Source organism: Pseudomonas sp. IT-P171 (assembly GCF_949767765.1).
GTDB lineage: Bacteria > Pseudomonadota > Gammaproteobacteria > Pseudomonadales > Pseudomonadaceae > Aquipseudomonas > Aquipseudomonas fluorescens_B.
In genome coordinates, this window is the sequence record NZ_CATKQN010000010.1 from 12035 (window position 1) to 31631 (window position 19597).

A 19597-nucleotide genomic window follows, 5' to 3' on the forward strand; every position below is an offset into this window, starting at 1 on the left:
TTCTCCATGGGCGCAAGCATTCTCACCGCGAAGAACCTCAGCAAAGTGGTTCCCAGCGCGGAAGGTGAACTGACTATCCTGCACGAACTCAGCCTGGAACTGAACAAGGGCGACAGCCTGGCCATCGTCGGCGCGTCCGGTTCAGGCAAATCCACCCTCCTCGGCCTGCTCGCCGGCCTCGACCTGCCGAGCAGCGGCGAAGTCACCCTCGCCGGCCAAAGCCTGAGCAATCTCGATGAAGACCAGCGGGCGCGAATTCGCGCCGAACACGTGGGCTTTGTCTTTCAATCATTCCAGCTGCTCGACAGTCTCAACGCCCTGGAAAACGTCATGCTGCCACTGGAACTCGATGGCCGCAAAGACGCGCGCGAGCGCGCCACCGAATTGCTGCGAAGGGTTGGTCTCGGCCAGCGCCTGACCCACTCGCCACGCCAGCTCTCCGGTGGGGAACAGCAGCGCGTGGCGATTGCCCGTGCGTTTGCCGCCGAGCCCGATGTGTTGTTCGCCGACGAACCCACCGGCAACCTCGACAGCCATACCGGCGAGCGCATCAGCGACTTGCTGTTTGAATTGAACAAGGAGCGCGGCACGACCCTGGTGCTGGTGACTCACGATGAACGCCTGGCACATCGCTGCCGGCGCCTGATCCGACTTGAAGCCGGCCTGCTGGTCGCCCCTCTGGAGCCTTGATGGCACGCTTGCCGCTGTTGCGCCTGTTCAGTCTCGCCATTCGCCAATTGCTGCGCGACGCTCGCGCCGGCGAATTGCGGGTGTTGTTCTTCGCCTTGCTGGTGGCGGTGGCGGCGAGTACCGCCATCGGTTACTTCGGCGCTCGCCTGAATGGCGCCATGATGCTGCGTGCCACCGAATTCCTTGGCGCCGATCTGCTGCTTGAGGGCAGTTCACCGGCGCGGCCCGAACAGATCAGAAGCGGGACTGAGCTGGGCCTTGAACATGCGCAAGTGGTGGAGTTCTCCAGCGTCATCGCCACCGACAACGGCATTCAGCTGTCCAGCATCAAAGCCGCAGACGAGGTCTATCCCCTGCGCGGCGAACTGAAAAGCGCCCCCGCCCCCTTTGCTCCGGAAGAGACCGGGGGCGGACCGAAACCCGGCGAGGCCTGGGTCGAGGCACGATTGCTGACCGCCCTGGATCTGAAGATCGGCGACAGCATCGACGTCGGCATGCGCACTCTCAAACTCGCGCGAGTGCTGACTTACGAACCGGATCGCGCCGGCAATTTCTACAGCCTGACGCCGCGCGTGCTGATCAACCTCAGCGACCTCGCCGCCACTGGCGTGGTGCAACCCGGCAGCCGTGTCAGTTACCGCGAACTCTGGCGCGGCAAAGCCGAAGCGCTGGAAACCTATCGCCAACTGATCAAACCCGGCCTCGCCGCCAACCAGCGCATCCAGGATGCCCGCGATGGCAACCGGCAGATTGGCGGCGCGCTGGGTAAAGCCGAACGTTACTTGAACATGGCGAGCCTGGTGGCGGTCCTGCTGTCCGGGGTGGCGGTGGCGCTGTCGGCAACGCGTTTCGCCACCCGCCGCTTCGATGCCAGCGCGCTATTGCGCTGCCTGGGGCTGTCCCGCCGGGAAACCATGGTCCTGTTCAGTTTGCAGCTGACGGTGCTCGGACTGTTGGCCAGCATCAGCGGCGCGTTGATCGGCTGGCTGGCGCAGCTTGGCCTGTTCGCGCTGTTGCATGATTTGTTGCCCACCGACGTTCCACCGGGCGGCCTGTTTCCGGCCATCGCCGGGATCGGCACCGGGCTGGTGGCGCTGGCCGGTTTTGCCTTGCCGCCCCTCGCGGCGCTGGGCCGGGTTCCGCCATTGCGGGTATTGCGCCGCGACATGCTACCGATTCCTTCCAGCACCTGGATGGTCTACGGCGTGGCCTTGGGCGCTCTCGGGCTGATCATGTGGCGCCTGAGCCTCGACCTGCTGCTAACCTTCGCCCTGCTCGGCGGTGGCGTGATTGCGGCGCTGGTATTGGGCGGCTTGCTGTTGCTGCTGCTGAAAAGCCTGCGCCGGATGCTCGCGCGTGCTTCGTTGCCGTGGCGTCTCGGGCTGGGCCAATTGCTGCGTCATCCACTGGCTGCCGCCGGACAATCCCTGGCCTTCGGTTTGATTCTGCTGTCCATGGCGTTGATCGCCTTGCTGCGCGGTGAGTTACTCGACACCTGGCAAAATCAGTTGCCGAAAAATGCGCCGAACTATTTCGCGCTGAACATCCTGCCGGCAGACAAACAGGCCTTCACCGATCGCCTGATCGAACTGTCAGCGCAATCGGCGCCGCTGTACCCGGTGGTGCCGGGACGGTTGATCAGCATCAACGGCGAGCCGGTGCAGGAGATCGTCAGCAAGGACTCGGCCGGAGATCGGGCAATCCAGCGCGACCTGAGCCTGACCTGGGCGGCGGACCTGCCGACGGGCAACAAGCTCACCGCGGGAAACTGGTGGAGCGAACAGCCTGCGGATGACATTCCCGGCGTGTCGGTAGAAGGCAAAGTGGCCGAAAGCCTGAAACTCAAGCTGGGCGATCACATGGTGTTCACCGTCGGAGGGGTCAATCGCGAAGCGAAAGTCACCAGCCTGCGGGAGATCAACTGGGACAACTTCCAGCCGAACTTCTTCATGATCTTCCAACCAGGGACATTGAAGGATTTACCAGCGACTTACTTGACCAGCTTCTATCTGGCAGCCGGTCATGACCAGCAGATTGTCGACCTGTCCCGCGCCTTTCCGGCGGTGACCATCCTGCAAGTCGAAGCGTTGCTTGCGCAACTGCGCAGCATCCTCGCCCAGGTCACTCTGGCGGTGGAATACGTGCTGTTGTTCGTGTTGGCGGCGGGGATGGCGGTGTTGTTCTCGGGCCTGCAAGCGACGCTGGATGAACGCATCCGTCAAGGCGCCTTGTTGCGCGCGCTGGGGGCTGAGCGACAGTTGCTGGTCAAGGCCCGGCGAATCGAGTTCGGCCTGCTCGGCGCGGTCAGCGGATTGCTGGCAGCGCTGGGTTCGGAACTGGTGAGCCTGGTGCTGTACCGTTACGCGTTCGACCTGCCCTGGCATCCGCATCCATGGCTGTTGGTACTGCCATTGATCGGTGCTGCGCTGATCGGCGGTGCCGGCGTGTTCGGTACCCGTCGAGCCTTGAACGCCAGCCCCCTGACAGTGTTGCGCGAGGGTTGATAGACTCAAGCCTCCTCAATCACAAGAAGTTGCCATGAGCCGTTATCGCCCTCCTCGCACAGCTGGCACCGCGCTGATCACCCCGGAAGGTGAAGCGCGGATGCGGGCCGAGTTCCATGAGCTCTGGCATGTGCGCCGACCGCAGGTCACGCAATCGGTCAGCGAGGCCGCAGCGCAGGGCGATCGCTCCGAAAATGCCGAATACACCTACGGCAAAAAGATGCTGCGCGAGATCGACAGCCGCGTGCGTTTTCTGACCAAACGCCTGGAAGCACTCAAGGTGGTCAGCGAAAAGCCCAGCGATCCGAACAAGGTTTACTTCGGCGCCTGGGTCACGATCGAGGACGAGGACGGCAAGGAGTCGCGTTATCGCATCGTCGGCCCGGATGAGCTGGACTTGAAACTGGGCCTGATCAGTATCGACTCGCCGTTGGCACGCGCCCTGATCGGCAAGGCACTGGACGCCGAAGTTCGAGTCCAGACGCCGACCGGTGAGCAATGCGTGTACATCGTGGCGATTGAATACCCCTAGGCCTCAGCGGCGGGTGATCAACCCTTGTCGGGCCACGCGGGTCAGTTGCTTGATCATTTCAGGCGCGTCTTCGAGACTGGGTGACTGAATCACCGCCAGGTCGAAGCTGTCGCTGGCAAATCGGGCCAGTGACTCACTGTCTTCGACAAACTGGATCAGGAACGCTGCAGGCCCGCCGGTGCGACGCGGCCAGCCATCCAGATAACGCAAGAGCGTCGGCTGATGTTTGCCGCCAAGCAGGATTTTTGGATTGCGCTGGGTAAGGTGTGCCGTGATCGGCGCGGGGCGTACAACGGGGTTTAGTGCATTCATCGTGTCGTGTCTCTGCCTCAAAAGTCTGCATGGCAGGTGAGAGGCAACACCGAACCAGCGCTTTAGCGGTATTTCGAAGCCTGTTTCAGGCTTCTATCGGCAACTGAATGAGTCACCTGGCGCCCCGCAAGTAGCTGTTTAAATCGGCGCATGAGCAGCATCCTAGAGAAGCTGACTGGACAGTGTCAAGAATGACGCACAACAAAAAGGCCCGCGCAATGCGGGCCTTTTCGTTGAGCCAGAGCGGTCAGCCAGCGATGGCGCGGTCGGCCGACAGTTTGCCGGCGCCTTCGATCAGCACGGCGATGCTGCCACCGAGCAGGGCCAGGGCGAATTCATAACCGTTGTTGGCCATGAACAAACCGTTAGGAAGGTGCACCGAGAAGATCGCCACCAGCGAGAGGAAAGCCAGGCCGAGGGCTGCTGGACGGACCAGCAAGCCGATGATCAAGGCAAGACCGCCGAAGAACTCAGTACCACCCGCCAGCGTCGCCATCAGGTAGCCCGGTGTCAGGCCGATACTCTCCATGTACTGCGCGGTGCCGGCCAGACCGTAACCACCGAACGCCCCAAAAAGCTTCTGCGCGCCGTGGGCTGCGAAGATGATGCCGACGAAGATCCGCAAAACAGTCAGGCCGTAGCCAGCGCGGGTAAACAGTACCTTGTTGATCAGTGAGCTCATGCTGTGTCATCCATTGTGAGTTTGTGTGTTGGTTGGCCGCCATATTAATCAATAAATCGAATGTTAAAAGCGCAATTTTTTCGTCATAACAATCAGTTTAGTCGATTATTTCCGTGAGGCCACTTTCTGCCCCTGGGGCTCCAACGACTCCCGTTCCCGATCGAACGCCAGGTAATACTTGTTCACGCTATTAACATAGCTGACGGGACCCATTCCCACCTGCTCCATGGCGATCCGCTCGACCTGGAAGAACCACTGATTGGGATTCAAACCACGCCGCCGCGCCTCGGCGCGCATGCCCTGAACCCGCTCCGGCCCGATGTTGTAGGCCGCCAGCACAAACGCCATGCGCTCACGCTCGTTGAGTTTGGGGCTGGCAAAAAACTTGCGGCGGATCATCGCCAGGTACTTGGCACCGGCCTGCACATTGGCATCGAGATTCTGAATGTTGCCGACCCCCACCCGCTGGGCCGCCGACGGGGTGATCTGCATCAGGCCGGTGGGGCCGCTACCGCTGCGGGCATTGGGCTGCAGCGCGGATTCCTTGAATGCCAGTGCCGCCAGGTTCAGCCAGTCCATGCCTTGAGCATCGGCGTGCTTCTGCAGTACCGGCCGGAGTTTTTCCAGGCGCTGGCGATCAGCCTTGGCCAATGGATAGTGCACTTGATACAAGCGACGATAGATCCTCAGGAAAGCCACATCCTGGTCCGATGGCTTTTTGTACCCGATGAGGAAGCGGTCGATGCTTGCCCGCAGCATCGACGCATCGCGGCGCACAAACCAGAACTCTTCCCCTGGCTCGCTGATCAGCACCTGCCGATCAAAGCGCAGCTTGGGCAGGATCTTGCCCCAGCGCTCGGCAATCGGTTGCTCGACAATGGTCAGGTGAAAGATGCCGCCCTGAACCATTTCAAGCACGTCTTCAACCGCCAGGCTCGGATCGACCCACTCGATTTTCACTGGCGCCAGCTTGTGCAGGGCGAGTTTTTGATTGATCTGACTGATCGCTTCCCCGGCGGCACTGCCGGTGGGCAATGCCAGGGTTTTACCGGAAAGTTGCTCAAGGTGGGTGTAGCGCTTCTCGCCTTTGATGCCGACCAGCACCAGCGGGATGTTGCTGGCAATAGGCTCACTGGCGCTGACGGCGTAACCCGGTTGCAGATCGAGCAATTCCCCCGGCGCAACCAGATCGCCCTCCCCGCGCTGTAATGCGCCAAGCAGTTGATCCTTGGCTTTGGGGATAATCTTGAGGGTGACTTCCTGACCGTCGCGGGCGTGGCCATTGAGGTATTGCTCGAAAGCACGCAACCGATGGTATTCGACGCCGATGGCCTGGCCCTGGACTTCGCCGGAGCTGTTGCGGCTCTGGTTGACGAGCACCTTCAGCACCCGACTGCTGCGGATTTCCTGCAGATCGCGCACCTTGACCGCCGGCACGGCTTGCAGTGGGCCGGCCAGACGCGCAACCGCGGGCATCGGCAACAGCAGAGAACCACACAGCAGTATCAAAATCGAGGGACGTGTCATCCACTCTCCGGAAAGAATACTGGGCCGATTTCAAAAATCTCCATGAAACCGAACGACAGAAACAGAGCGCCTTGAGCGCTGGCAAAGTGCGAAAGACTGGCACAGTGATGGCACGCTGACCACCCCGGCTTGCCTCGCGGCATCAAAAGACAGCTTTAACTCGTTGTAGCTCTTGGCTTTTCTTATAAATCTACAGCTCTGATATGCTTTCCAGCCTTTGGTCCGAGGTAGCACCATGCAACTCATCGATATCGGCGTCAACCTGACCAACCCCAGTTTTGCCGGCAAGCACCAGGCTGTACTCGACCGCGCGTATGCCGCCGGGGTCTGCCAATTGGTGCTCACCGGCACCAGTGTCGAGGGCAGTGAACAGGCGCTGGAGCTGTGCCAGCAACTGGATGACACGGCGCAACGGCTGTTCGCCACCGCCGGCATTCATCCGCACTCGGCCAGCGACTGGAACGCCGACAGCGCCCAGCGTCTGCGCAGTTTGCTCAAAGAGCCAAACGTGGTGGCCGTAGGTGAATGCGGCCTGGATTTCAATCGCGATTTCTCCCCGCGCCCGCAACAGGAAAAAGTCCTGGAACAACACCTGGAAATGGCGATCGAGCTTCAACTGCCAGTATTCCTCCACGAGCGCGACGCCAGTCAGCGTCTTCTGGAAATTCTTCGGGATTATCGAGATCAGTTGCCGGCCGCCGTGGTGCATTGCTTCACCGGCGAGAAGAAAGCGCTGTTCAGCTACCTCGACCTGGACTTGCACATCGGCATCACCGGCTGGATCTGCGACGAGCGTCGCGGCACGCATCTGCATCCGCTGGTGAAAGAAATCAAGCGCGGGCGGTTGATGCTGGAGAGTGATGCGCCGTATCTGTTGCCGCGCAGCTTGCGGCCCAAGCCGAAGAATGGCCGTAACGAACCGGCGTATCTGACTGAAGTGTTGCGGGAAGTGGCATTGCATCGCGGGGAAAGCGAGGAAGAACTGGCGGCTCACAGCACCGCGTGTGCGCGAGCCTTTTTCGGGCTGCCTTTAATAGCAGGATGACGTATCGCGGGCCTGAAGCAGGCCCGCGATACAGCGGTCTTAGTGACTGCTGCGCATCATTTCCTTTGGCACGTACTTGCCGATCTCGAACTTGCCGATCGCCGCGCGGTGCACTTCGTCCGGGCCGTCGGCCAGGCGAAGGGTGCGCTGCATCGCGTACATGTAGGCCAGCGGGAAATCGTTGGAAACCCCTGCCCCGCCATGGATCTGGATCGCCCGGTCGATAACGCGCAAAGCCACATTCGGTGCGACCACCTTGATCTGCGCGATTTCGCTCTTCGCCACTTTGTTGCCGACGGTGTCCATCATGTACGCCGCTTTCAGGGTCAGCAGGCGAGCCATGTCGATTTCCATCCGCGAGTCGGCGATCTTGTCGATGTTACCGCCCAGACGCGCCAACGGTTTGCCGAACGCGGTGCGGTTCACCGCGCGTTTGCACATCAGTTCCAGTGCACGCTCGGCCATGCCGATCGAACGCATGCAGTGGTGGATCCGGCCAGGGCCAAGGCGACCCTGTGCGATTTCAAAGCCGCGTCCTTCACCCAACAGAACGTTTTCGTACGGCACCCGCACGTTTTCGAACAGCACCTCGGCGTGGCCGTGTGGTGCATCGTCGTAACCGAACACCGGCAGCGGACGGACGATCTTCACGCCAGGGGCATCCACCGGCACCAGAATCATCGAATGCTGGGCGTGGCGCGGCGCGTCGGGATTGCTCAGGCCCATGAAAATAAGAATCTTGCAGCGTGGATCGCAGGCACCCGAGGTCCACCATTTCTTGCCGTTGATCACCCACTCGTCACCGTCACGCACGGCGCGGGCGGCCATGTTGGTGGCGTCGGAGGAAGCCACGTCCGGCTCGGTCATGGCGAACGCCGAGCGGATCTCACCGCGCAGCAACGGTTCGAGCCAGCGTTGCTTCTGTTCTTCGTTGGCGTAACGCACCAGCACTTCCATGTTGCCGGTGTCGGGTGCCGAGCAGTTGAACGGCTCGGGGCCCAGCAGCGAGCGGCCCATGATTTCTGCCAATGGCGCGTATTCGAGGTTGGTCAGGCCGGCGCCGAGTTCGGACTCAGGCAGAAACAAATTCCACAGGCCTTCGGCCTTGGCCTTGAGTTTGAGTTCTTCCATGATCGCAGTCGGCTGCCAACGGTCGCCCTCGGCAACCTGGCGTTCGAACACGGCTTCGGCGGGATAAACGTAGGTGTCCATGAACGCGGTCACGCGCTCACGCAGTTCTTGCACCTTGGGCGAATAAGCGAAATCCATGAGCAGCTACCTTCTTGAGGGAGGTTGTTTAGGTCATGCAATCGATGCTAGAACAGCTACGAAAATTTACCTAGCCTATTCTCGGCGTGTATTAACATTCATCACCGATATATGATCGGGTGATTGCCGAGGCCCACGGCCTCATCAAAACGCCCCAACAATAAGAGTGCAGCGCAATGAATCTGAGCAAGGTCGACCTCAACCTTTTCATCGTCTTCGACGCGATCTACACCGAAGCCAACCTGACCCGCGCCGGGCAGATTGTCGGCATTACTCAGCCTGCGGTCTCGAACGCTCTGGCCCGCTTGCGCGAGACGTTCAACGATCCGTTGTTCGTGCGTACGGCCCAAGGCATGGTGCCGACGCCGATGGCGCAAAACATCATTGGTCCGGTGCGCAACGCCCTCTCGCTGCTGCGGGTGTCGGTGCAGGAAAGCCGCATCTTCAATCCGTTGCAGGCAGTCAAGACGTACCGCATCAGCATGACCGACCTCACCGAAGCGGTGATCCTGCCGCCGCTGTTCCAGCGCCTTCGTCGCCTGGCGCCAACGGTCATCATCGAAAGCTTTCTGTCCAAGCGCCGTGAGACCACCAAGGAACTGGCGGCCGGGCGTCTCGACTTTGCGGTGGACGCGCCGCTCAACACCGACCCGCAGGTGCGTCACGTCAAGCTGATGGAAGACCGCTACGTGTGTGCCATGCGCAAGGGCCACCCGCTGGCGGGCAAGGAGAAATTCACCCTCGATGATTACCTGTCGCTGACCCACATCCATATTTCCAGCCGCCGCAGCGGTCTCGGCCATGTAGACCTCGCGCTCGGTAAAATGGGCATTCAGCGCAAGATCGCCTTGCGTTCCCAGCACTACCTGATGGCGTCGCAGGTGTTGCAGCAGACCGACATGGTCATGACCGTTCCGGAACGCTTCGCCCGTCGTCATGATTTGTATTCGGTGAACCTGCCGGTCAACGATGTACCACCAGTGGAAACCCACCTTTACTGGCACGAAAGCACCGACCAGGACCCGGCCAACCGCTGGATGCGCGAGCAGATGATCGAGCTGTGCCAGCAGGTGACGGCGCATGAGAAGAAGCTCGATAAGGTGTAAGGCAATGCACCGAGTTATCGCTAAATCGCAGGCAATTCGAAGAGGCCAGGGGTAACACTACAGAACCCCGCCCCTTGACGTATACGTCAACCTGCCTTTAGCTTAGCGCCATGACCTTTTTCGAGCGCTTCCATGAGCAGCCAGACCTACAGCATCTCCGACCTCGCCCGCGAACTCGACATCACCACGCGGGCCATTCGATTTTATGAAGAGCAAGGCCTGCTCAGCCCCGAGCGCCGTGGCCAGGAACGCATCTATTCGCCCCGGGACAAGGTCAGCCTGAAGCTGATTCTGAGGGGCAAGCGCATAGGCTTCTCCCTGGCCGAATGCCGTGAGCTGATCGAACTTTACGACCCCACCGGCGGCAACCAGAAGCAGCTGCAAACCATGCTCAACAAAATCGCCGAACGCCGCGAACAATTGGAACAGCAGATGCTCGACATCGAGCAGATGAAGCTGGAACTGGACACGGCGCAGGAGCGCTGCACCCAGGCTCTGGAAGAAACGATGAAAAGCCAGTCGGTGGTTCAGTAGGTCAACACATTCCTCTGTGGGAGCTAGCCTTTGTGGCGAGGGGATTTATCCCCGTTCGACTGCGAAGCAGGCGTCAACTTATTCATGCAGTTGGACTTTAAAGGGCGGGGCCGCTTCGCGACCCAACGGGGATAAATCCCCTCGCCACAAACCCGCTCCCACAGGGTAAGTGCCAACATTCAGACAATCAGCACAGGTCGATTCCCATGTCTCTTCCAACCCACGTACGCCTGGTCGAAGTCGGCCCCCGCGACGGTCTGCAAAACGAAGCCCAACCGATCAGCGTTGCCGACAAGGTGCAACTGGTCGACGCGCTGACCGCTGCCGGCCTCAGCTATATAGAAGTCGGCAGTTTCGTCTCGCCCAAATGGGTGCCGCAGATGGCCGGCTCCGCCGACGTCTTCGCGCAGATCCAGCGCAAACCGGGCGTGACCTACGGCGCCCTCGCCCCCAACCTGCGCGGGTTCGAGGATGCGGTCGCCGCCGGGGTCAAGGAAGTCGCGGTGTTCGCCGCGGCCTCCGAAGCCTTCTCCCAGCGCAACATCAACTGCTCGATCAATGAAAGCCTGGAGCGCTTTGCGCCGATCATGGAGGCTGCCAAACAACACGGCGTCAGCGTGCGCGGCTACGTGTCGTGTGTGCTGGGTTGCCCGTATGAAGGTCACGTCGCACCGGAGCAGGTTGCCCGGGTCGCCCGCGAGCTCTACGCCATGGGCTGCTACGAAATCTCCCTGGGCGACACCATCGGCACCGGAACGGCAGGTGCGACGCGCAAGATGTTCGACGTGGTGTCCGCCGACGTGCCGCGGGAAAAACTCGCCGGGCACTTCCACGACACCTACGGCCAGGCCATGGCCAATATCTACGCCAGCCTGCTCGAAGGTATCGCGGTGTTCGACAGCTCGATCGCCGGTCTCGGCGGCTGCCCATACGCCAAGGGCGCCAGCGGTAACGTTGCCACCGAAGACGTGGTTTATCTGTTGAATGGCTTGGGCATCGACACCGGTATTGATCTGGACGCCTTGATTCTGGCTGGCCAGCAGATTTGTACAGTACTGGGCCGTCCGACCGGTTCGCGCGTGGCCAAGGCTCGTAGCGCGCAATAAGTGCGCGGATGTGTCCTGGTGTTACCGCCATGTCGAAATGTGGGGGCTCAACCGAGTAACACGGAAACAAATTGTCGGGTTCTGACTGAGTGAAAAATCCGACAAAAACTTAAACCGTTGATTTTAAAGGATTTTTAAAAGTTGGCACGGCTTCTGCTATCTCTATGGCATAACAAGAATAAAAAGCAGCAAACCAATAAAAATAAGACGAAACGACTCTGACATAACAAGAACAACACGGCAGAGACGCAGCTAACAGATTTTTTTGGAGAAGGTGTGCTTTTCAGGGTGCTTTTCGGAGTAACCCGCAACCGGGCAGAGAACAATAAAACTACCTTCAGGTAGCTCCCGAACTGGTTGGATCGCTCAGCGAAAAAGCAGATCAGCGCTCAAAAAAATACGTTTGCTCTTGATCCCGGATGGGGATCGATAAAAACAGCGGTAAAGGGTCACGGTTACCAAAAACAAAAACAGACCGCCCCTCAATAATAAAAAAAGAGCACACGCAACGAAAATTAAAGGGGAGCTTCGGCTCCCCTTTGTGCTTTCTGCGATTCAGGTTTTCCCCCAAGCATAATGTGGGGCTTGCTCGCGAATGCGATGCATCAGTCGACACATTCATTGACTGACACATCGCCTTCGCGAGCAAGCCCGCCCCCACATTGGTTTGTGATCAACCCTACTTGATGCGCAACTCCTCGATACTGATCTCGCGCATCCGGAATTTCTGGATCTTGCCGGTCACCGTCATCGGAAACTCCTCGACGAACTTGAAGTAACGCGGCGTCTTGAAGTGCGCGATGCGTTCCTTGCACCAGGCTTGCAGCTCCTGCTCCGTGGCGCTGTGGCCCGGGTGGAACTTGATCCAGGCGACAATCTCTTCGCCATAGCGCGAACACGGAATGCCGATCACTTGCACGTCCGCCACCGCCGGGTGGGTAAAGAAGAACTCTTCCAGCTCCCGCGGGTAAATATTCTCACCGCCGCGGATGATCATGTCCTTGTTGCGTCCGGCAATGCACACGTAGCCTTCTTCATTCATGCTCGCCAGATCACCGGTGTGCATCCAGCCCGCCTGATCGATGGCTTCGGCGGTACCTTGCGGGTTATTCCAGTAGCCGAGCATCACGCTGTAGCCACGGGTGCAGAGTTCGCCGATGGTGCCGCGCGGCACCAGGTTACCCGCCTCGTCGATGATTTTGCTTTCAAGCTGCGGCTGGGTGCGACCGACCGTGGTGACTCGCAATTCCAGCTCGTCTGAAGGACCGGTCTGCAAAGACACCGGACTTGTTTCCGTCATGCCGTAGGCAATTTGCACTTCACTCATGTGCATTTCATTGATGACCCGGCGCATCACTTCGATCGGACAGGTCGCGCCGGCCATGATTCCGGTGCGCAGGGTCGACAGGTCGAACTCGGCTCGCTGCGGCTGATCGAGCATTGCGATAAACATGGTCGGCACGCCATAGAGTGCGGTGGCTTTCTCCTCGGCGACAGTGGTCAGGGTCAGCAACGGATCGAACGCATCATTGGGGTAGATCATGGTGCTGCCGTGGGTGATGCAGCCGAGGTTGCCCATGACCATGCCGAAGCAGTGATACAGCGGCACCGGGATCACCAGCCGATCCTGGTCGGTCAGGCCGAGGCTTTCGCCGACCATGTAACCGTTGTTGAGGATGTTGTAGTGGCTGAGGGTCGCGCCCTTGGGGAAACCGGTGGTGCCGGAGGTGTACTGGATGTTCACCGGTTGATCGAAGTGCAGGCTGTCCTGACGCTCGCGCAACTGTTCGGCGGACACGCTGGCCGCGAGATCGGCCAGTTGCGACCAGGGCAGGAAACCCGATGGCGGTTGCGCATCCAGGCTGATGACCCCGCGCAGGTCAGGCAGGCGTTCACTTCGTAACTGTCCGATGGATTGCTCAGCCAGCTCGGGCACCAGCCCTTGCAGCATGCCGTGATAGTTGGAGGTCTTGAAAGAGCCCGCACAGACCAGCCATTGGCAACCCGATTGCTTCAACACGTATTCGAGTTCAGAGCTGCGATACGCCGGGTTGATGTTGACCAGAATCACGCCGAGCTTCGCGCTGGCGAACTGGCTGATGCACCACTGCGCGCAATTCGGTGCCCAGATGCCGAGGCGATCTCCCGCTTGCAGGCCCAGCGCCAGCAATGCCCTGGCATGCAGGTCCACCGCGTCGGACAGTTGCTGCCAGGTGAAACGCAGCTGTTGATGACGCACGACCAGCGCCTCTCCAGCCGAGTACTTCGCGACGGTGATATCGAACGCCTGACCGATGGTCATCGCCAGCAAGGCTTTGTCCTGAGCACCACGGGTGTAGCTGCGTTGCGGGCTTGCACTGGGTTGATCCATGACGACCCCTATTGTCTTTATTGTAGGAGCGAGGCTTGTGTGGCGAGGGAGCTTGCTCCCGTTCGGCTGCGCAGCAGTCGTGAAATCATCAGCCAGGGTGCTTTCTGCTACACCTGACTTGCCGATTTGCGACCGCTTCGCGCTCGGACGGGAGCAAGCTCCCTCGCCACAGAATGCGACGCTGGTCTTTTCAGAACTGCCTCTACTCTCGCTCAAGTTGACGTTAACGTAAAGGGTGATTGACAGCCATTCGTCACAGGCTTACGTTAACGTAAAGGTGAGAGCTGCATCACGGCCCTCCCCACCCTACAAAAAAGCCAAAAGGTGCCCCATGAGCTACCCATCCCTGAACTTTGCCCTCGGTGAAACCATCGACATGCTGCGCGATCAGGTTCAGTCCTTCGTCGCCAAAGAGATCGCCCCGCGCGCCGCTCAGATCGACATCGACAACCTGTTCCCCGCCGACCTGTGGCGCAAATTCGGTGACATGGGCCTGCTCGGCGTTACCGTGCCGGAAGAGTACGGCGGTGCTGGCCTGGGGTACCTGGCCCACGTGGTCATCATGGAAGAAATCAGCCGGGGCTCGGCGTCGGTTGCCCTGTCCTACGGCGCGCACTCCAACCTCTGCGTCAACCAGATCAACCGCAACGGCAATCACGAACAGAAAAGCAAATACCTGCCGAAGCTCATCAGCGGCGAGCACATCGGCGCCCTGGCCATGAGCGAACCGAATGCCGGCTCCGACGTGGTGTCGATGAAACTGCGCGCCGACAAACGTGGCGATCACTACGTGCTCAACGGCAGCAAAACCTGGATCACCAACGGTCCGGACGCCAACACCTACGTGATCTACGCCAAGACCGACCTGGAAAAAGGTCCGCACGGTATCACCGCCTTCATCGTCGAACGCGACTGGAAAGGTTTCAGCCGCAGCAACAAATTCGACAAGCTGGGCATGCGCGGTTCGAACACCTGCGAACTGTTCTTCGATGACGTCGAGGTGCCGGAAGAAAACATTCTCGGCGTACTCAATGGCGGCGTGAAAGTGCTGATGAGCGGCCTCGATTACGAACGCGTTGTCCTTTCGGGCGGCCCGACCGGGATCATGCAGGCCTGCATGGACCTGATCGTGCCGTACATCCACGACCGCAAGCAGTTCGGCCAGAGCATCGGCGAATTCCAGCTGATCCAGGGCAAGGTCGCCGACATGTACACCCAGCTCAACGCCAGCCGCGCCTATCTGTATGCCGTCGCTCAAGCCTGCGAGCGTGGCGAAACCACCCGCAAGGACGCCGCAGGCGTGATCCTCTACAGCGCCGAACGCGCCACGCAAATGGCCCTCGACGCGATCCAGATTCTCGGCGGCAACGGCTACATCAACGAATTCCCGGCCGGTCGTCTGCTGCGTGACGCCAAGCTGTACGAAATCGGCGCTGGCACCAGTGAGATTCGTCGCATGCTGATCGGTCGCGAACTGTTCAACGAAACCCGCTGAGACGGAGCTGTCCATGGCTATCCTGCATACCCAGCTCAACCCCCGTTCGGCGGAGTTCGCGACCAACAGCGCGGCGATGCTCAAACAGGTCGACGCCCTGCACACCCTGCTCGCCCAAGTGCAGCAAGGTGGCGGCCCGAAAGCGCAAGAACGCCACACCTCGCGGGGCAAATTGCTGCCCCGTGAACGAATCAATCGCCTGCTCGATCCGGGCTCACCGTTTCTCGAGATCAGCCAACTGGCGGCTTACGAGGTGTATGGCGAAGACGTGCCGGCCGCTGGCGTGATCGCCGGGATCGGCCGTGTGGAAGGCGTCGAATGCATGATCGTGGCCAACGATGCCACCGTGAAAGGTGGCTCGTATTACCCGCTGACCGTGAAGAAGCACCTGCGCGCCCAGACCATCGCCCAGCAGAATCGCTTGCCGTGCATTTATCTGGTGGATTCGGGTGGCGCCAACTTGCCGCGCCAGGATGAAGTGTTCCCGGACCGCGAGCATTTCGGGCGGATCTTCTTCAACCAGGCCAACATGAGCGCCATGGGCATTCCGCAGATCGCGGTAGTCATGGGCTCGTGCACTGCCGGTGGTGCCTACGTGCCAGCAATGGCCGACGAAGCAATCATGGTTCGCGAGCAAGCGACGATCTTTCTTGCCGGTCCGCCGCTGGTAAAAGCCGCGACCGGTGAAGTGGTCAGCGCCGAGGATCTGGGCGGCGCCGATGTGCATTGCAAGATTTCCGGCGTCGCCGACCACTACGCCGAGAGCGATGAACACGCCCTGGCCATTGCCCGGCGCAGCATCGCCAACCTCAACTGGCGCAAGCTCGGTGAAGTCCAGCAACACACGCCCATCGCCCCGCTCTACAGCAGCGACGAGTTGTACGGCGTCGTGTCGGCGGACGCCAAGCAACCGTTCGACGTGCGCGAAGTGATTGCGCGACTGGTGGACGGCTCGGTGTTCGATGAATTCAAGGCACTGTTCGGGACTACGCTGGTGTGCGGTTTTGCCTACCTGCACGGTTATCCGATCGCGATCCTCGCCAACAACGGCATCCTGTTCGCTGAAGCGGCGCAGAAAGGCGCGCACTTCATCGAACTGGCCTGTCAGCGCGGCATTCCACTGCTGTTCCTGCAAAACATCACCGGCTTCATGGTCGGCCAGAAATACGAGGCCGGCGGCATCGCCAAGCACGGCGCGAAACTGGTGACCGCCGTGGCGTGCGCCAAGGTGCCGAAATTCACCGTGATCATCGGCGGCAGTTTCGGCGCCGGTAACTATGGCATGTGCGGGCGGGCCTACGATCCGCGCTTCCTGTGGATGTGGCCTAACGCACGCATCGGCGTGATGGGTGCCGAGCAAGCGGCGGGCGTTCTGGTGCAGGTCAAACGCGAGCAGGCAGAGCGCAGTGGCCAGGGTTTCAGCGCCGAGCAGGAAGCCGAGATCAAGCAACCGATCCTCGATCAATACGAGGAACAGGGTCACCCTTACTACTCCAGTGCACGGCTGTGGGATGACGGTGTCATTGACCCGGCACAAACCCGCGACGTGTTGGCCCTGGCCTTGTCCGCGTCGTTGAACGCGCCAATCGAACCGAGCCGCTTCGGCGTGTTCCGGATGTGATCGGGAGAACCTCATGAGCGACTTCAACACCCTCGAGCTGCAGATCGACCCGCGGGGTTTCGCCACCCTGTGGCTGAGCCGCGAAGAAAAGAACAACGCGTTCAACGCTGAAATGATCCGCGAACTGATCCTCGCCCTGGACAAGGTCTCGGGCGATGCCAGCCTGCGCTTCTTGCTGGTGCGTGGACGCGGCAAGCATTTCAGCGCTGGCGCCGACCTGGCGTGGATGCAGCAGTCAGCCGAGCTCGATTACCACACCAATCTCGACGACGCGCGGGAACTGGCGGAGTTGATGTACAACCTCGCCAAGCTGAAAGTCCCGACCCTGGCCGTGGTGCAAGGTGCGGCGTTCGGCGGCGCGCTGGGCCTGATCAGTTGCTGCGACATGGCGATCGGCGCCGACGACGCGCAATTCTGCCTGTCGGAAGTACGCATCGGCCTGGCGCCGGCGGTGATCAGCCCATTCGTGGTGCAAGCCATCGGCGAGCGCGCGGCACGCCGTTATGCGCTGACTGCCGAGCGCTTCGGCGGGCAGCGGGCGCGGGAAATCGGTTTGTTGTCGGAGAGCTATCCGATCAATGAGCTGGAACAGAAAGTCGATCAGTGGATCGACAATCTGCTGCTCAACAGCCCCGCGGCCATGCGCGTCAGCAAAGACTTGCTGCGTGAAGTCGGCAACGGCGCGCTGACGCCGGCGCTGCGCCGCTACACCGAAAATGCCATCGCGCGAATCCGCGTCAGCCCCGAAGGCCAGGAAGGTCTGCGGGCCTTTCTGCAAAAGCGTCCGCCGAGCTGGCAGGCCGAAACCACCCCCAAGGAGCCGCGTTGATGAGCGCACCTGTTATCACCTCTCTGCTGGTGGCCAACCGTGGCGAAATCGCTTGTCGGGTGATGCGCACCGCCAAGGCGTTGGGCCTGACCACCGTCGCCGTGCACAGCGCCACCGACCGTGAAGCCCGGCATAGCCGCGAAGCGGATATCCGCGTCGACCTCGGCGGCAGCAAGGCCGCCGACAGTTACCTGCAAATCGACAAACTGATCGCTGCCGCCAAAGCCAGCGGCGCTCAGGCCATTCATCCGGGCTACGGCTTTCTGTCCGAGAACGCCGGGTTCGCCCGGGCGATCGAAGCAGCGGGCCTGATTTTCCTCGGCCCGCCCGCCTCGGCCATCGATGCGATGGGCAGCAAGTCCGCCGCCAAGGCCTTGATGGAAACCGCTGGCGTGCCACTGGTGCCGGGTTATCACGGCGAAGCTCAAGACCTCGATACCTTCCGCGACGCCTGCGAACGCATCGGCTACCCGGTGCTGCTCAAGGCAACGGCGGGCGGTGGCGGCAAAGGCATGAAAGTGGTCGAGGACGTCAGCCAACTGGCCGAAGCCCTGGCCTCGGCCCAGCGTGAGGCGCAATCCTCGTTCGGCGATTCGCGGATGCTGGTCGAAAAATACCTGCTGAAACCGCGCCACGTGGAAATCCAGATTTTCGCCGACCAGCATGGCAACTGCCTGTACCTCAACGAACGGGATTGCTCGATTCAGCGTCGGCACCAGAAAGTCGTCGAAGAAGCCCCCGCGCCAGGCCTCAGCCCGGAACTGCGTCGCGCCATGGGCGAAGCTGCTGTGCGTTCGGCGCAGGCCATCGGTTATGTCGGTGCCGGCACCGTGGAATTCTTGCTGGATGCGCGCGGTGAGTTCTTCTTCATGGAGATGAACACACGCCTGCAAGTCGAGCACCCGGTTACCGAAGCCATCACCGGCCTCGATCTGGTGGCTTGGCAGATTCGCGTGGCGCGCGGTGAAGCGCTGCCGATGACCCAGGATCAGGTGCCGTTGATCGGGCATGCGATTGAAGTGCGGCTGTATGCCGAAGATCCGGGCAATGATTTCCTGCCCGCCACCGGGCGTCTGGAGTTGTATCGAGAGTCGGCTGAAGGTTCGGGGCGTCGAGTCGACAGCGGTGTTGAAGAAGGCGATGAGATTTCGCCGTTCTACGACCCGATGCTGGGCAAGCTGATTGCCTGGGGCGAGGATCGTGAGCAGGCACGCCTGCGCTTGTTGAGCATGCTCGATGAGTTCGCGATTGGTGGGCTCAAGACCAACATCAACTTCCTGCGTCGAATCGTGGGTCATCCGGCGTTTGCGGCGGCCGAACTGGATACCGGGTTTATTCCGCGTTATCAGGAGCAACTGCTGCCGGAGCCCTCGGAACTCAGCGATGAATTCTGGCAAGCCGCGGCGCAGGCGTTCGCCCAGAGCCAGCCTCGTTCACCGCGCGTCGATGACCTGAGTTCGCCTTGGGCCAACAGCAACGGTTTTCGGTCCGGCCTGCCGACCGAAATCACCTTGCACCTGAGTTGTGAAGGTCAGGACCGCGCATTGACGTTGGGCGACCGCAATGCCCAATGCGCGCAACTCAAGGGCGAGCAACTGCTCACCGAACGCAACGGCGTGCGCCGCCAGCATCGGGCAATCCGCCGCGACGGCATTGTGTATCTGCAATGGGAAGGTGAATTGCGCCGCATCGAGGCCTACGACCCGATCAGCGCCGTCGAAGCCAGTCACAGCCATCACGGCGGACTGACCGCCCCCATGAACGGCAGCATCGTGCGGGTGCTGGTGGAGGCCGGGCAAACGGTCGAAGCCGGGGCGCAACTGGTGGTGCTGGAAGCGATGAAGATGGAGCACAGCATTCGTGCGCCACACGCCGGGGTGATCAAGGCGTTGTATTGCCAGGAAGGCGAAATGGTCAGCGAAGGCAGTGCGTTGGTCGAGCTGGAAGAAGCCTGACATCAAGATCGGTCCTACG

16 protein-coding genes are annotated in these 19597 nt (G+C 60.7%); 11 read left to right on the plus strand and 5 right to left on the minus strand.

Annotated features, from left to right (window positions below; genetic code table 11):
- Positions 1-6 precede the first annotated feature (6 nt).
- The 3 genes from ACM6I5_RS07940 to greB are packed head-to-tail and all read left to right on the plus strand — an operon-like array spanning position 7 to position 3726.
- Entirely contained in the window at positions 7-690 is a 684-nt protein-coding gene (locus ACM6I5_RS07940) for an ABC transporter ATP-binding protein (protein WP_017339814.1), read from the plus strand.
- Positions 690-3194 carry an ABC transporter permease gene (locus ACM6I5_RS07945; protein WP_017339815.1) on the plus strand — a complete coding sequence of 835 codons (2505 nt, stop codon included), beginning with the start codon at positions 690-692 and terminating at the stop codon, positions 3192-3194. Before ACM6I5_RS07940 ends, ACM6I5_RS07945 begins: the two co-directional genes overlap by 1 nt.
- Before the next feature lie 34 nt (positions 3195-3228).
- A complete protein-coding gene (greB, locus tag ACM6I5_RS07950; protein ID WP_017339816.1) occupies positions 3229-3726 on the plus strand; it encodes a transcription elongation factor GreB in 498 nt (165 codons plus the stop codon).
- 3 nt (positions 3727-3729) lie between these two features.
- On the opposite strand, the gene ACM6I5_RS07955 is transcribed toward greB, so the two are convergent.
- The 3 genes from ACM6I5_RS07955 to ACM6I5_RS07965 all read right to left on the minus strand — a co-directional run bounded on the left by ACM6I5_RS07955 (position 3730) and on the right by ACM6I5_RS07965 (position 6247).
- Complete coding sequence (locus ACM6I5_RS07955; RefSeq protein WP_017339817.1) at positions 3730-4038, minus strand: hypothetical protein; 309 nt, start codon at positions 4036-4038, stop codon at positions 3730-3732.
- Positions 4039-4285: 247 nt separating this feature from the next.
- On the minus strand, positions 4286-4720 hold the full coding sequence (locus tag ACM6I5_RS07960; RefSeq protein WP_017339818.1) for a DoxX family protein: 435 nt from the start codon (positions 4718-4720) through the stop codon (positions 4286-4288).
- Between the two features lie 105 nt (positions 4721-4825).
- Complete coding sequence (locus tag ACM6I5_RS07965; protein WP_414880099.1) at positions 4826-6247, minus strand: transglycosylase SLT domain-containing protein; 1422 nt, start codon at positions 6245-6247, stop codon at positions 4826-4828.
- Positions 6248-6482: 235 nt separating this feature from the next.
- Here ACM6I5_RS07965 and ACM6I5_RS07970 point away from each other — a divergent pair, with 235 nt between their 5' ends.
- A complete protein-coding gene (locus ACM6I5_RS07970; RefSeq protein ID WP_017339820.1) occupies positions 6483-7292 on the plus strand; it encodes a TatD family hydrolase in 810 nt (269 codons plus the stop codon).
- A gap of 39 nt (positions 7293-7331) precedes the next feature.
- Here ACM6I5_RS07970 and ACM6I5_RS07975 read toward each other — a convergent pair whose 3' ends face one another.
- Positions 7332-8561 carry an acyl-CoA dehydrogenase gene (locus ACM6I5_RS07975; RefSeq protein ID WP_017339821.1) on the minus strand — a complete coding sequence of 410 codons (1230 nt, stop codon included), beginning with the start codon at positions 8559-8561 and terminating at the stop codon, positions 7332-7334.
- A 176-nt stretch (positions 8562-8737) separates the two neighbouring features.
- On the opposite strand from ACM6I5_RS07975, the gene ACM6I5_RS07980 reads away from it, so the two are divergent.
- The 3 genes from ACM6I5_RS07980 (at position 8738) to ACM6I5_RS07990 (ending at position 11307) form a co-directional block, all read left to right on the plus strand.
- Complete coding sequence (locus ACM6I5_RS07980) at positions 8738-9667, plus strand: LysR family transcriptional regulator (RefSeq protein WP_008148497.1); 930 nt, start codon at positions 8738-8740, stop codon at positions 9665-9667.
- A gap of 132 nt (positions 9668-9799) precedes the next feature.
- Positions 9800-10201 carry a MerR family transcriptional regulator gene (locus ACM6I5_RS07985; RefSeq protein WP_017339822.1) on the plus strand — a complete coding sequence of 134 codons (402 nt, stop codon included), beginning with the start codon at positions 9800-9802 and terminating at the stop codon, positions 10199-10201.
- Positions 10202-10407: 206 nt separating this feature from the next.
- Positions 10408-11307 (plus strand): hydroxymethylglutaryl-CoA lyase, encoded by a 900-nt coding sequence (locus tag ACM6I5_RS07990; RefSeq protein ID WP_414883512.1) that lies wholly within the window; start codon positions 10408-10410, stop codon positions 11305-11307.
- Positions 11308-11986: 679 nt separating this feature from the next.
- On the opposite strand, the gene ACM6I5_RS07995 is transcribed toward ACM6I5_RS07990, so the two are convergent.
- Entirely contained in the window at positions 11987-13678 is a 1692-nt protein-coding gene (locus ACM6I5_RS07995) for an AMP-binding protein (protein ID WP_414883513.1), read from the minus strand.
- Positions 13679-14009: 331 nt separating this feature from the next.
- Here ACM6I5_RS07995 and ACM6I5_RS08000 point away from each other — a divergent pair, with 331 nt between their 5' ends.
- From ACM6I5_RS08000 to ACM6I5_RS08015, 4 genes are read left to right on the plus strand one after another with little or no spacing between them, the layout of a single operon-like run.
- Positions 14010-15173, plus strand: coding sequence for an isovaleryl-CoA dehydrogenase (locus ACM6I5_RS08000; protein ID WP_017339825.1), 1164 nt, complete (start codon positions 14010-14012; stop codon positions 15171-15173).
- Between the two features lie 13 nt (positions 15174-15186).
- Complete coding sequence (locus tag ACM6I5_RS08005) at positions 15187-16794, plus strand: carboxyl transferase domain-containing protein (protein ID WP_017339826.1); 1608 nt, start codon at positions 15187-15189, stop codon at positions 16792-16794.
- Between the two features lie 13 nt (positions 16795-16807).
- Positions 16808-17623, plus strand: coding sequence for a gamma-carboxygeranoyl-CoA hydratase (locus tag ACM6I5_RS08010; RefSeq protein ID WP_017339827.1), 816 nt, complete (start codon positions 16808-16810; stop codon positions 17621-17623).
- Positions 17623-19578, plus strand: a complete 1956-nt coding sequence (locus tag ACM6I5_RS08015) for an acetyl/propionyl/methylcrotonyl-CoA carboxylase subunit alpha (protein WP_414883514.1) — start codon at positions 17623-17625, stop codon at positions 19576-19578. Before ACM6I5_RS08010 ends, ACM6I5_RS08015 begins: the two co-directional genes overlap by 1 nt.
- Positions 19579-19597: the final 19 nt, after the last annotated feature.

What these genes read in the sequence shown, in the direction of transcription:
- ACM6I5_RS07940 (WP_017339814.1), top strand. Translation starts at nt 7, where the DNA reads ATGGGCGCAAGCATTCTCACCGCGAAGAACCTCAGCAAAGTGGTTCCC.
- ACM6I5_RS07945 (WP_017339815.1), top strand. Translation starts at nt 690, where the DNA reads ATGGCACGCTTGCCGCTGTTGCGCCTGTTCAGTCTCGCCATTCGCCAA.
- greB (WP_017339816.1), top strand. Translation starts at nt 3,229, where the DNA reads ATGAGCCGTTATCGCCCTCCTCGCACAGCTGGCACCGCGCTGATCACC.
- ACM6I5_RS07955 (WP_017339817.1), bottom strand. Translation starts at nt 4,038, where the DNA reads ATGAATGCACTAAACCCCGTTGTACGCCCCGCGCCGATCACGGCACAC.
- ACM6I5_RS07960 (WP_017339818.1), bottom strand. Translation starts at nt 4,720, where the DNA reads ATGAGCTCACTGATCAACAAGGTACTGTTTACCCGCGCTGGCTACGGC.
- ACM6I5_RS07965 (WP_414880099.1), bottom strand. Translation starts at nt 6,247, where the DNA reads ATGACACGTCCCTCGATTTTGATACTGCTGTGTGGTTCTCTGCTGTTG.
- ACM6I5_RS07970 (WP_017339820.1), top strand. Translation starts at nt 6,483, where the DNA reads ATGCAACTCATCGATATCGGCGTCAACCTGACCAACCCCAGTTTTGCC.
- ACM6I5_RS07975 (WP_017339821.1), bottom strand. Translation starts at nt 8,561, where the DNA reads ATGGATTTCGCTTATTCGCCCAAGGTGCAAGAACTGCGTGAGCGCGTG.
- ACM6I5_RS07980 (WP_008148497.1), top strand. Translation starts at nt 8,738, where the DNA reads ATGAATCTGAGCAAGGTCGACCTCAACCTTTTCATCGTCTTCGACGCG.
- ACM6I5_RS07985 (WP_017339822.1), top strand. Translation starts at nt 9,800, where the DNA reads ATGAGCAGCCAGACCTACAGCATCTCCGACCTCGCCCGCGAACTCGAC.
- ACM6I5_RS07990 (WP_414883512.1), top strand. Translation starts at nt 10,408, where the DNA reads ATGTCTCTTCCAACCCACGTACGCCTGGTCGAAGTCGGCCCCCGCGAC.
- ACM6I5_RS07995 (WP_414883513.1), bottom strand. Translation starts at nt 13,678, where the DNA reads ATGGATCAACCCAGTGCAAGCCCGCAACGCAGCTACACCCGTGGTGCT.
- ACM6I5_RS08000 (WP_017339825.1), top strand. Translation starts at nt 14,010, where the DNA reads ATGAGCTACCCATCCCTGAACTTTGCCCTCGGTGAAACCATCGACATG.
- ACM6I5_RS08005 (WP_017339826.1), top strand. Translation starts at nt 15,187, where the DNA reads ATGGCTATCCTGCATACCCAGCTCAACCCCCGTTCGGCGGAGTTCGCG.
- ACM6I5_RS08010 (WP_017339827.1), top strand. Translation starts at nt 16,808, where the DNA reads ATGAGCGACTTCAACACCCTCGAGCTGCAGATCGACCCGCGGGGTTTC.
- ACM6I5_RS08015 (WP_414883514.1), top strand. Translation starts at nt 17,623, where the DNA reads ATGAGCGCACCTGTTATCACCTCTCTGCTGGTGGCCAACCGTGGCGAA.